Source organism: Pseudomonas sp. StFLB209 (assembly GCF_000829415.1).
GTDB lineage: Bacteria > Pseudomonadota > Gammaproteobacteria > Pseudomonadales > Pseudomonadaceae > Aquipseudomonas.
Genome location: NZ_AP014637.1, coordinates 2110504 through 2122526, shown reverse-complemented (window position 1 = coordinate 2122526; position 12023 = coordinate 2110504). Strand labels below are relative to the sequence as shown.

The 12023-nt window shown below is 60.1% G+C and carries 13 protein-coding genes; 6 read left to right on the top strand and 7 right to left on the bottom strand.

Translation table 11 applies throughout. The features are described from left to right. Positions 1 to 77: 77 nt before the first annotated feature. Positions 78 to 749 (top strand): GMP/IMP nucleotidase, encoded by a 672-nt coding sequence (yrfG, locus tag PSCI_RS09775; RefSeq protein ID WP_045485738.1) that lies wholly within the window; start codon positions 78 to 80, stop codon positions 747 to 749. A 110-nt stretch (positions 750 to 859) separates the two neighbouring features. On the opposite strand, the gene lysM is transcribed toward yrfG, so the two are convergent. Beyond that, positions 860 to 1318, bottom strand: a complete 459-nt coding sequence (lysM, locus tag PSCI_RS09770; RefSeq protein ID WP_045485734.1) for a peptidoglycan-binding protein LysM — start codon at positions 1316 to 1318, stop codon at positions 860 to 862. A gap of 157 nt (positions 1319 to 1475) precedes the next feature. On the opposite strand from lysM, the gene PSCI_RS09765 reads away from it, so the two are divergent. The 4 genes from PSCI_RS09765 to PSCI_RS09750 all read left to right on the top strand — a co-directional run bounded on the left by PSCI_RS09765 (position 1476) and on the right by PSCI_RS09750 (position 6525). Further along, entirely contained in the window at positions 1476 to 2369 is an 894-nt protein-coding gene (locus tag PSCI_RS09765; protein ID WP_045485731.1) for a LysR family transcriptional regulator, read from the top strand. Between the two features lie 164 nt (positions 2370 to 2533). Continuing rightward, positions 2534 to 3373 (top strand): formate dehydrogenase accessory sulfurtransferase FdhD, encoded by an 840-nt coding sequence (fdhD, locus tag PSCI_RS09760; protein ID WP_045485728.1) that lies wholly within the window; start codon positions 2534 to 2536, stop codon positions 3371 to 3373. Further along, positions 3370 to 5703: an FdhF/YdeP family oxidoreductase gene (locus tag PSCI_RS09755; RefSeq protein ID WP_045485726.1), complete on the top strand. Its 2334-nt coding sequence runs from the start codon at positions 3370 to 3372 to the stop codon at positions 5701 to 5703. Before fdhD ends, PSCI_RS09755 begins: the two co-directional genes overlap by 4 nt. Positions 5704 to 6048: 345 nt before the next feature. Beyond that, the gene (locus PSCI_RS09750) at positions 6049 to 6525 is read left to right on the top strand and encodes a YMGG-like glycine zipper-containing protein (protein WP_045485724.1); all 477 of its coding nucleotides are present in this window, start codon (positions 6049 to 6051) and stop codon (positions 6523 to 6525) included. Positions 6526 to 6565: 40 nt separating this feature from the next. On the opposite strand, the gene PSCI_RS09745 is transcribed toward PSCI_RS09750, so the two are convergent. After that, positions 6566 to 7627: an RNA-guided endonuclease InsQ/TnpB family protein gene (locus tag PSCI_RS09745; protein ID WP_045485722.1), complete on the bottom strand. Its 1062-nt coding sequence runs from the start codon at positions 7625 to 7627 to the stop codon at positions 6566 to 6568. Positions 7628 to 7812: 185 nt separating this feature from the next. After that, positions 7813 to 8250, bottom strand: coding sequence for an acyl-CoA thioesterase (locus tag PSCI_RS09740; protein WP_045485720.1), 438 nt, complete (start codon positions 8248 to 8250; stop codon positions 7813 to 7815). Between the two features lie 109 nt (positions 8251 to 8359). On the opposite strand from PSCI_RS09740, the gene PSCI_RS09735 reads away from it, so the two are divergent. Continuing rightward, positions 8360 to 8680, top strand: a complete 321-nt coding sequence (locus PSCI_RS09735; protein WP_045485718.1) for a hypothetical protein — start codon at positions 8360 to 8362, stop codon at positions 8678 to 8680. A 541-nt stretch (positions 8681 to 9221) separates the two neighbouring features. On the opposite strand, the gene PSCI_RS09730 is transcribed toward PSCI_RS09735, so the two are convergent. From PSCI_RS09730 to tagQ, 4 genes are all read right to left on the bottom strand, one after another. Next, positions 9222 to 9530, bottom strand: a complete 309-nt coding sequence (locus PSCI_RS09730) for a hypothetical protein (protein WP_231906398.1) — start codon at positions 9528 to 9530, stop codon at positions 9222 to 9224. Then, on the bottom strand, positions 9531 to 9974 hold the full coding sequence (locus PSCI_RS09725; RefSeq protein ID WP_045485716.1) for a hypothetical protein: 444 nt from the start codon (positions 9972 to 9974) through the stop codon (positions 9531 to 9533). Beyond that, complete coding sequence (locus PSCI_RS09720) at positions 9971 to 10879, bottom strand: hypothetical protein (protein ID WP_045485714.1); 909 nt, start codon at positions 10877 to 10879, stop codon at positions 9971 to 9973. The genes PSCI_RS09725 and PSCI_RS09720 overlap by 4 nt, the downstream gene beginning before the upstream one ends. An 86-nt stretch (positions 10880 to 10965) precedes the next feature. Further along, on the bottom strand, positions 10966 to 11976 hold the full coding sequence (gene tagQ, locus PSCI_RS09715; RefSeq protein WP_045494090.1) for a type VI secretion system-associated lipoprotein TagQ: 1011 nt from the start codon (positions 11974 to 11976) through the stop codon (positions 10966 to 10968). Positions 11977 to 12023 lie beyond the last annotated feature (47 nt).

Genomic DNA, 12023 nt, shown 5'->3' with positions numbered 1-12023 from the left:
CAAGAGCGCAGTACTATACGTGGCTTTGCCCATGATCTGTGCCAGATCTTCCTTCAGTCGCCAACAGAGAAACCGGTATGCCTGACTTGCCCTGGAACGAGATCGACACCGTCCTGCTGGACATGGACGGCACGCTGCTGGACCTGCACTTCGACCAGCACTTCTGGATGCACCACCTGCCGCGGCGCTACGCCGAGCTGCATGGCATCAGCGAAGCCATGGCCTGGCTTGAGATCAAGCCGCTGTTTGTGGATAACGCCGGCACCCTGAACTGGTATTGCCTGGATTTCTGGAGCCGCGAGCTGAAACTGCCGATCCGTGAACTCAAGCTGGAGGTCGCCCACCTGATCGCGCTGCGCCCGGATGCGCAGACCTTTCTGGCCGCTATCCAGCGCGCCGGCAAACGGGTGATCATGATCACCAACGCCCACCGCGACTCGCTGTCGTTGAAGCTGGAGCGCATTGAGCTGGCGCCCTACTTCGAGCGCCTGATCAGCTCTCACGACTACGGCTTTCCCAAGGAAAACCCGCAATTCTGGGACGCCCTGCACGCCGACACAGCGTTCGACCCGGCGCGCAGCCTGTTCATCGACGACACCTTACCAATACTGCGCAGCGCCCGGGCCTACGGCGTAGCCCACTTGCTGGCAGTCAGTGAACCCGACAGCCAGCAGGGGCCGAAAAACACTGAAGAGTTCGCCGCCGTCGGTGATTACCTGGCACTGCTCGAAGGGCTCACAACGGCGTAGGAGCCGCTGCCCGGTCGGTCCCGACCCGATCCTGCCTTGAAATACAACGGGAACGACCCTGGTCGTGAAGGCAGCAGGACATTCAAAACAGTTCTACTGGTTGATGCCGCTCAGTTGGGGATCCGCAGAACCTGCCCCGGATAGATTTTATCCGGGTGGCTGAGCATGGGTTGGTTGGCTTCGAAGATCTTCTGGTACTGGTTCGGGTCACCATAGACGCGCTTGGCAATCTTGCTCAGGGTGTCGCCCGATACGACCGTCACGAAGTTCGCTTGAGCCCCTGGCGAGGGACTGCCGCTGACGGTGAGCTGGTCATCAACCTGCTCGATACCTGCGCAATTGCCCGCCGCCAGCGCGATCTTTTCTTTCTGTTCCTGATTCGCCACATTGCCGGTCAAAACGACCTTGCCATCTTGTACAGCGATATTAACGTTCGACTTATCCAGACCCAGTTCATCGAGGCGTTGTGCCAACTGCTCGGCAGTAGGCTGCTGGGCAGCGGCCTGGCCCGGCGTGATAAGGTCGACGAGTTTCTCGCCTGCACTTTTTACGAAATCAATAAGTCCCACGGGTCATCCTCCCTAACGGCTTGATTGACATCTGCCACAACAACGATAGTTGCCACAGGTGCCGGCAACCGTTGCGCCGACCAACGCAACCGGCTGTCTCAAAGCTGTTACGGATGCGTAGAATCGGTCGCCTGCCTGCCCACCGCCCGGAGTGAAGATGGACATCAAGCAACTGAAATTCCTGATTGCCCTCGACGAGACCCAGCACTTCGGACAGGCGGCTGCCCGCTGCAATATCACCCAGCCCACCCTGTCGATGCGCCTGCGCAATCTTGAGCAGGAACTGGAGCTGGAACTGGTCAAGCGCGGCCAGCGCTTCGAAGGCTTTACCGCGCCGGGCGAACGGGTGCTGGCCTGGGCGCGCACGGTGCTGGCCGCCTATGACGGCTTGCAGGCAGAAGCTGCCGCCTGCCGTGGGCATCTGGTCGGCACGCTGCGCCTGGGCGTAGTGCCGCTGTCGAGCTTCGACCCGCTGCCCTTGCTGCAACGCATGCACCAATTGCACCCCAACTTGCAGTTCGTCCTGTCGTCGCTCAGTTCCGAACAGATCCTTGAGCAGTTGTCGAGCAACCAGATCGACCTGGGCGTGTCGTATTTCGAGCGGCTGGACGCCACCCGCTTCCAGGCCCTGCCGCTCAACGAAACCCATATGGGCCTGCTGTATGATCAGCGCCATTTCCAGTTCGGCGAACACCCCCTGAGCTGGGCCGACCTGATGGATCTGCCACTGGGCCTGCTGACCGGCAGCATGCATTTTCGTCAATCCATCGATCACAACTTCCAGAGCCGTGGCCTGCAACCGCAGCCGCTGTTGCAAACCGACGCCGTTCATCAGTTGATGCAGGCCGTCCAGGGCGGGCTGTGCTGCGCAATCATGCCGCTGGCCGGGGGCCTGGAAGATCTGGGCGACACCTTGCGCCTGCACCCCATCGAAGACGCTCGCACCCTGGCCCGGCTGGGCCTGATCATGCGTAACACCGCACCGCATTCGCCCTTGGCGCAGGTGTGTTTCCAACTGATGAGCACCGGTCTCGACTTGAGCGAAAAATAACCGGCTGGCCAGGCTTGTGCGCCAGTGCACAGCCTGGCGCTGAGCAGAAATCCGGCGCAGGCGCATTGATCGACGTCATCTATCACGGCATCAGAACTAGCGATTAGACGCAGTCCGACAACCGGCCTAGTCTTAGAGCTATCAATCTGCCGGTATACCAGCCCATGCACGCCAAACGCACGGTCAGCACGGCGTCGGCACAGGATGCGCCTGCGCTCAGCGCCAGTAAGTCCTATCAATACACCCACCTCGATGGCTTGCAGGCGGCCGAAACCGCGCTGGCCGAAGAAGTTGCGCTGGCCATTGCCTACAACGGCATCAGCCAGGCAGTGATGCTGGTCAGCCCGACCGACCTGGAAGACTTCATTGTCGGCTTCAGCCTGGGCAGCGGCATCATTGCGTCAAGCGACGAAATCTATGACTTCAGCCTCAGTGGCTGCGGCTCGGCCATGCAGGCCGAGGTCGAAATCGCCAGCCGGGCATTCTGGGCGCTCAAAGAGAATCGCCGCCAGATGGCCGGCACCACTGGCTGCGGGCTGTGCGGTGTCGAAGCGGTTGAGCAGGCATTGCCGCAACTCGATGCCTTGGCCCCGGCACCGCTGCCACCGATTCACTGGCTGGACGGCTTGCGCCAGCGCATCAGCGACTTCCAGCCGCTGGGCAAGTCCAGCGGCGCGGTGCATGCCGCGCTGTTCATGAACAACCAGGGCCAATTGCTGCTCAGCCGCGAAGACATCGGCCGGCATAACGCTCTGGACAAACTTATCGGTGCACTGATCCGCCAGGACATTCCCCTGGCCGGTGGCGTGGCCGTCGTCACCAGCCGCTGCAGCCTGGAACTGATCCAGAAGGCATTGCGCGCGGGCATCCAGACCCTGGTCAGCCTGTCGTCGCCCACCGGCCTTGCCCTGCAATGGGCGCGCAGCCATAACCTCAACCTGATTCACCTGCCGCATCACAGTGCGCCGCGGGTCTACAGCCCTGCGATGGAGAACCGACCGTGACTCATCATCAAGCCGACAAGACACCGAAACCTGCCTACAAGCCGTACAAGGGTCCGGCCGGTGGCTGGGGCGCACTGATCAGCGTGACCCAGGCCTGGCTGGGCAGCGACAACGCGCTGAAGAACCTGCGCGCCATGCTCAAGACCAACCAGAACGGCGGCTTTGACTGCCCGGGCTGCGCCTGGGGCGACTCGCCGGAAAGCGGCATGGTCAAGTTCTGCGAAAACGGCGCCAAGGCGGTCAACTGGGAAGCCACCAAGCGCCGCGTCGACCCGGCGTTCTTCGCCCGCCACAGCGTCACGCAACTGCTGGAACAGAGCGACTACTGGCTGGAGTATCAAGGCCGCCTGACCGAGCCGATGGTCTACGACCGGGAAACCGACCGCTACAAGCCTATCGCCTGGGACGACGCCTTTGCGCTGATCGCCAAACACCTGAACAACCTGCCCGACCAGAACATGGCCGAGTTCTACACCTCCGGCCGGGCCAGCAACGAAGCGGCTTATCTCTATCAATTGTTCGTGCGCGCCTATGGCACCAACAACTTCCCCGATTGCTCGAACATGTGCCACGAGGCCAGTGGCGTAGCCTTGTCGCAGGCCGTCGGCGTGGGCAAAGGCACGGTGACGTTCGACGACTTCGAACACGCCGACGCAATTTTCGTCTGGGGCCAGAACCCCGGCACCAACCACCCACGGATGCTTGACCCGCTGCGTGATGCAGTAAAACGTGGCGCCCAGGTGGTGGTGGTCAACCCGCTCAAAGAGCGTGGCCTGGAGCGTTTCCAGCACCCGCAGCACCCGGTGGAGATGCTGACCAACAGCGACAAGCCGACCAACACCGCGTTCTTCCGCCCGGCACTGGGCGGCGACATGGCCGTGCTGCGCGGCATGGCCAAGTTCCTGCGCCAGTGGGAGCGCGAGGCTCAGGACAACAACGCTGAGCCGGTTTTCGACCACACCTTCCTCAATGAGCACACCGACGGCGTGCTCGACTACCTGGCGGCCATCGATGCCACGTCGTGGGAGTCGATCCTGGAGCAATCGGGCCTGGCGCTGGACGACATCGAGCGCGCCGCGCGCATGTACGTCAAAGGCAAGAACGTGATCATGTGCTGGGCGATGGGCATCACCCAGCATCGCCACTCGGTGGCGACCATTCAGGAAATTTCCAACCTGATGCTGCTGCGCGGCAACATCGGCAAGCCAGGCGCCGGCCTGTGCCCGGTACGCGGGCACAGTAACGTGCAGGGCGACCGCACCATGGGCATCAACGAGCGTCCGCCGAAGTTCCTGCTCGACGCGCTGGAGCAGCGCTTCCAGTTCAAGGTGCCGCGTGACAACGGCCATAACGTGGTCGAGGCCATCCACGCCATGGCCGAAGGTCGCGCCAAGGTGTTCATTGCCCTGGGCGGCAACTTCGCCCAGGCCACCCCGGACACCCCGCGTACCGCGGCGGCCCTGCAGAACTGCGACCTGACCGTACAGATCAGTACCAAGCTCAACCGCAGCCATTTGTTCCACGGCAAGGAGGCGCTGATTCTGCCGTGCTACGGCCGCACCGATATCGACCAGCAGGCTAACGGCGCGCAAGCGGTTACCGTGGAAGACTCGTTCAGCATGGTCCACGCCTCGTTCGGCCAGTTGCAGCCGCTGTCCAGACACATGCGTTCGGAGCCCGCCATCATTGCCGGGATCGCCAACGCTACTCTGGGCAAAAAGCCGGTCGACTGGCTGTGGCTGATCGAAGACTACAGCCGCATCCGCGAGCTGATCGCCGATACCATTCCAGGCTTCAAGGACTTCAATACCCGGGTCGATAATCCGGGCGGTTTCTACCTGGGCAACTCGGCCGGCTCACGCCGCTGGAACACCGCCTCGGGCCGCGCCAACTTCAAGTCCAACGCCTTGCCAGGCAGCCTGATCGACGAGCGCGTGAGCAGCACCGGCCAGCAGCCGGACCTGATCCTGCAATCGATGCGCTCCCATGACCAGTACAACACCACCATCTACGGCCTGGATGACCGTTACCGGGGCGTGAAGGGCCAGCGTGACGTGGTGTTTGCCAACGAGGCGGACATCATTCGGCTGGGCTTCCAGCCCGGCCAGAAAGTGGACCTGATCTCGATCTGGGGTGACGACCACGAACGTCGTGTGCAGGGCTTTACCCTGCTGGCATTCGACATTCCAGCCGGTCAGGCTGCGGCTTACTATCCAGAGGTCAACCCGCTGGTACCCCTGGAAAGCGTCGGCGCCGGCAGCCACACGCCGACCTCGAAGTTCATTGCAATCCGGATCGAACGGGCCAGAGAAACGGCGCGGATTATCTGAGGTGATCAGGGCCGCTGTCATCAGCGGCCCTTTTTTGAAGACGTATAAACGCCTTTAAAAAGTTCATTCACTAGTTGGGAAATATATGTTAAAAATTATTTCTCAAGTGATTTTACTGCCTGCCACATCGTTTGCAATTATCTGACCCAACAGCGCGCAACGCCTGTATTAGCGGGTAAAAAGAGTGGCTACAAGCGGTCTATGACCGTTAAAAAACAACTAAGTTCCCTATACAAAACAACAGCTTAGTTATTTGTGCGCAGGTCGTGCTATTCGTCGGATTTGCGTTGCCTGAAGTAATTGTTAATTGCACGATCGCGCCGTCATCCCTATGAGATAGCCCACATGAAATTCTCCTCGGTTCTGTTGTTGTCACTTTCTCTCGTGACCGGTTCCGCCCTTGCCGGTGGCAACCTGGAAGCGGGCGTTGGCGGTGCATTGGGCGGGGTTCTTGGCTCAGTGGTCGGCCAGCAGATTGGCGGTAGCACCGGTGCGGCGATTGGCGCCGGCCTGGGTGGTGCCGCAGGCGGCGCGGTCGGCGCAGACCGCCGCAACCGGACTGAAGCCGCCATCGGCGGTGGCCTGGGCGCTGCCGGCGGTAACGTGATCGGCCGCAGCGTTGGCGGCAACACCGGCAGCCTGATCGGTGCCGCAGCCGGCGGCGGCGCCGGTGGTGCGCTGGGCAACTACATGGGCAATGAAAGCCGCGATGACGACCGTCGCTACCGTGGCGGCAATGATCGCCGTGAGTATCGCCATGGTCATGGCCCGCGCAAGCACTACGGTCATCGCAAACACGACCGCCACTGGCGTCATCGTTGATCCGGCAAGAGCACCGTGCTTTGTTGACATCCTCCCCGCCCTAAAGGGCGGGGATTCCCACAACTGGACGCTCATGCCCGAGCGCGAGAATGTTCTTGGCGGCGTTGACGTCGCGGTCGTGGGTGGCACCACACCCACAACAAGTCCATTCCCTTATTCCAAGCCCTGCGATACCTCTCGGCCTCGAGTCCGGCAATTGCTTGCAGCTCGAACAGGTTTGGGTGGTGTTTCTCTCGCTAACAACCTTGAAAACCGTGCCTGCGTGATCGCATTTGTATTCCAGCATGGTTTTCAATTGACCCCAGCCGGCGTCCAGCACCGACTTGGCCATCCTGGTTTTCGCGAGTTTCAGTGAGTTCACATCGCCCACCACAATGACGCCACAACGCGCGACCAGCGCGTTGCTGAACTTATGCAGGGAGTCCTTGCGGCGGTTCGCAATTTTGGCGTGAATCGCCCGCACACGGGCCTTCTTGCCGGCGCGCTGGGCCGTGCCCAGGGCGCTCTCCAGATCCCGGTAGAACCTGCCGCTTTCAAGGCGATCACCGTCGCTGCAGGTGGCCGTGGTTTTCAGTCCGAGGTCGATACCCACCGCGTCCTGGCCTGGCGATAACTGCCGGTCGACCTCGACCACGACGTTGAAATACCAGCGTCCACGGCTGTCCTCGTTGAAGCTACCGGATCTGAATTTAAAGCCCGCCAGGCCGTAGCTGTCCCAGACCTTGAAGTGCTGTTTGTTGAAGACGACCTGGCCGTTTTTCCAGACAGCAGCGCCGACCTTCAAGGGCACCCAGCCCAGGCTGCGCCGGGCGCCGCCCGAGCAGCGCCAGCGTAGCTGGCGCTTTTTGAACTGCTTGCGCCGTGTGACATATTCGTCGGCAACAGCCTGCACCGATTGGCTGTGCAGCCCCAGGTCTTTGCCGGCCCCGTTGGTGTGCTTGTGAATGTCGAACGCCGACAGAAAACGACCATGCTCACGAATCGAGCGACTGCTCAACTCGTTTACATAGTTCCACACAAAATTCACAGCACGAGAAGCTTCACGCAGCTGCGCTGCGTGCTTGTCTCGCACTCGAATCTTGAGGGTTTTGGTCGCTTTCATTTCAGTCATGAAACACAGAATAGGGGCGGTTTTATGGATGTTAACCCCTATGACCGCTTCGCGGTGGCGCTTTCATCCCCCACCTGAAGGAAGGGGCTTTTCGCGCCAGCTCGGTAACCGGGCTTTCGTAGGAGCTGCTTTAGCAGCGAAGCTTTAGCTGCGAGCCTTCGCAGCTAAAGCTGCTCCTACGAGGCGATAAGCAGCGCTTGCAACGCCTCACGCAAGGCATCTGGAATCGCCACCGGCTGGCTTGACTGCCGGTCGATGAACACCTGGACAAACCGCCCCGCCGCACAGGGTTCGTCTTCCCCGACCCGGAACACTGCCAGCTCGTACTCCACGGTACTGCCACCAAGTCGGGCCACCCTTAGCCCGACTTCGATCAGCTCCGGATAAGCGACTGACGCAAAGTAGTCGCACGCCGAACTGACCACCAGCCCCGCCACCTTACCGTCATGGATATCCAGCCCGCCACGCTCGATCAGCCAGGCATTCACGGCGCTGTCGAAAAAGCTGTAATAGGCCACGTTATTGATATGCCCATAGATATCGTTGTCCTGCCAGCGCGTGGTGATCGGCTGGAAGTGGCGATAGTCGTGGCGTTGCAGCAGGGTGTCGGGCATGGTCGCTCGCTCGTTGAATGGCGTGGTGTGCCGGCAGACCCGATACGTTACAGAAAAATCCGTCAGCGCCGATACAGCTGGATACGCAATGGATCTGCAAGGAGCAGCAATGCAAGCCCCCGGAACACCGGACAAGGATGACGGCATCATCCGCATCAATCGCACTGAACCTGGCCACATTGACGTGGTACTCGGCAGCCACCCAGGCAAAAGCCTGCCCCGCCCGCTGCGCACACCCCGCCCCTATGGGTTGATCCTGCTCTGTGCGCTCTTGGCGATCCTCAGCCTGTGCCTGATGCTGTCGCAGTTGCGCCGCCATACCGCCGACATCGCCCCGCCTGCCGCCAGCTTGCCGCCTGTTGCCGCACCACAATTAGCCGACGAAGCCAGCGCAGCACCGGTCTCACCGGAATCTGAAGCGCAACAATAGCCAAAGGCTTACACGCGCTAGCGAACAATTGCCATTTGAATGCTCGGACAGCAGGCCTACTATCGGATCCAACCACTGGTGAACAGGAAGCTCGCCAGGATCAAGGACGATCGACCATGCTTGGATGCTGCCGACAGGGAGTTGGAATGGTTCTGGACAAAAAACCCGCTTCGGCGGGTTTTTTAGTGCCTGCGCAAAACCAAATAAGAATTAATTGCATAAATAGCCAATGTCTTACACGTTGACGAGGCATTTGGCTATTTGAACCCGGATGGTAACTCTCTACTATGGGATCCAATCCACTGACGAGCAGGACGCTGGTCAGGATCAAGGACGATCAGCCATTGCCCGGATGCTACTGACAGGGAGTTGGAATGGTTTTGGACACAAACCCGCTTCGGCGGGTTTTTTATTGCCTGCGAAAAAGGCTGTAAACAAACCTGCTAGGCCTTGAACAGATACCAGGCCGGGTTGATAGACCGCACCGATCTTGCGGATCAGGTGAATGAGCCTCGCACCACAGCCATCGTCTGCACAGAAATCATTGTTTGTGCTTCTTGCGCCACGCAGCACGCTGCCAGCGAACCTCAACCATCACCGTGCGAAACTCTCGATGGCGCTTGCTGTTGAGCATCAACAGGGCCAATAACGGCAGCAACAGGCCGATAACAGACCACGAGCCCGGTACACGTCGCTCTCCCCAGTGCAACAACACCATCAGGATGCAGGCAAACAGCGCCAGAAAAAACGTGACGATGAAAACAGGGAAATGCCAACGCATGATCGATAGGAAATCGAGGTCTGCTCTCACTACAACGCCTTGTAGATGCTGGCTCAGTGGAGCAAACAATCATCTTTTCTTCCGTTTGTTGCGTATGGCAGCCCGCTCCGCCCGCACCTTGACCATGATCTCGCGCATGGCCCGGTGACGCCGGGTATTGAGCAGCAAGAGTGCAACCAGAGGAAAGAACAGCCCGAGAAAATACATGATGCGAGGGACGCGATAACCGCTACCCAGCACGACCGTCAGGATGCAGGCCAGCATCAGCGCAACGACGAGCCAGACGCCCCATGGCCGTCCGCGAACCACCAGAAGGTTGGCCGAACAGAGATAGACAGACAGAACGACGATGGCCTGAAAGTAATACTGAATATTTTGCTCGGGGTCCGAGACATGCTGTTGCAGCACAATCATGGTCGCCAGTGACATGGCAAACAGCGCCATGAAAAACGCAGCGGCAAAAATAGGCAGATGCACCCGCAAAATGGTGAAGAACCCCGTTTCATGATTCATTCCGGTAGTTCCTCGTACAAGCCGACTGCGATGCTCTTTTGCACTCGGGAACTGCCAGCAAGCCCCACGCCCATACCGAGGGTTTCAGACAGTTTAATTCTGAATGCTGCTGAAATTTCCGTCGCTGGGTAACGCTTGGGCAGTACACCGCTGCGTTGTTGCAACTTGATCAGCCTGGGCGTCAGGTCAGGGTGACGTAAAGCCAGCAGTTCTTCAGTCAGACGCTTGCGCTCCTGTCTGTTCAGATTCTGCAGGGACTGATTAAAGCTGCGACCGGTCATGGTTTTGCGCATATGCAGCAACCGAGCCGCCGTTGCCCCCGTGGCCGCAACACCCAGTAATGCAGCCACATCCAGGACGTCCAACGTGGTGGTGTACCACTCTTTGCTGTCCAGTTGATCGTTAATTTCGGGGCTGAGCAGTTCGTTCTTCACCCGGTACAGACCGTTCGCGCATTGCAGGGTGCCGGCGCCGAGCGAGGCGGCCCCGATGGCAGTAATGGCCAGACTCGCACCACCGGTAAACGGCACTGTCACACTACCGCCAATTACCGCAATCCACCCCAGCACCGCTCCGCTGCACGCCAGGGTGGTACTGACCGCTTCATACAGCAGTCGGGACTCGCGAGGGTTGTTCTGCACCTGCTGGACGAACTGCGCTGGCGCAATATAGGGCTTGGCCTCACGCAGGATGATTCGCTTGGGTCTGAGACTGCACAGAGGGGTGAACTCGCGCAGGGTGACAACATTGAAATCGGCATCGATGTAGACCACACCCGCACCGACGATAGCAGGGTCGGCATCAATATCGGCATAGAGTTTCTTGAGATTGATGGAGGCCTCGATACGCTGCCGGGCCATCATTTGTGAGTGGGTATTGTTCAACCCGATTAAAACCTGGGACATGGACTCTTCCTTGAAACAATGAACGACTGCCGGGCACTTCTGCCCTCAGGCAGAAGTGCGACCGGTAGGCCGCTCAAGACAGCGGGTTACACATTCGGGCAAGGCACCGGAGCCCAATCGCCGACGTCAGGGTTCTTGCACATACGGCCGACTTCGCTCTGACCGGCAGCAGCCACTTGTTGGCTCTCTGCCTGTTTGTTCTTGGCGTCCTGCAGAGACTTCTCGGTGCCTACTGCTTCACGCGGCACGTCCGGCAGCTTGTCTCGGTTGGCCTTGCCGCTGTTGCCAGCTTTGGCGGTGTTACCGGTCTTATTGCCAGTAGCCTTGCCGGTGTTCTTGTCCGCGGCCTTGGCACCCTGCTTGTTGCTGCTGGTGGTGACCAGTTGCGGGTTCTCAGCCTGGGCGACAACCACCACGTCGTTACGCTTCACGCCGACCTGCTGCAGGTCTTTCTCGTAAGCCTGGGTGTAGTTGTTCAGGTCTTCGCTGGCACGGCCGTTCACGGCCACGATCAGGTCGTTGGATTCTTTCAGGCCGGCGACGATTTCTGCCAGGCGCTTGCGACCTTCGGTGTCGTTGATACTGCCGGCCTTGCGGGCAGTAACCAGGCTGGCGAACTCGCGCTGGTAGCACGACTGTGAAGCCTTGGCGTAAGCGGTGCTGCGGTCGATATCGGCCGAGCTCTTGTTGAAGTCGGCGGCGTACGACGCAATACGCTGGTTGTCGTCGGCGATCTGCTTCTGACGCTCGGTGTAGTAACCGGCCGCACCACCGACCAAGGCACCACCGGCGGCGCCGATGGCGGCATTACGGCCGCGTTTTTCCGAGTTGCCGGTCAGCGCGCCGGCCAGTGCCCCACCCACTGCGCCGATGGCGGCACCGGTGACAACTGACTTGGTCATGTCTGAGTCGGTCTGGCGCAAGTGCTGCACAGGCTGGTAGCAGGTCGGGTAGAACTCGACCTTGGTGGTCGCACCGACCCTGGACACCGGTGAGCTGGCGCAACCGGTCAGCAGGACAGCGCCGAACCCGGCGGTAGCCAGCAACAGGCTGCGGCTTTTGGCGAGAGCTTCGAATGGTTTGCGAGACAAAAACATGGCTGCGTTCTCTTCTTCAGGTTTGGACAGGCCCGCACGGCCCAATG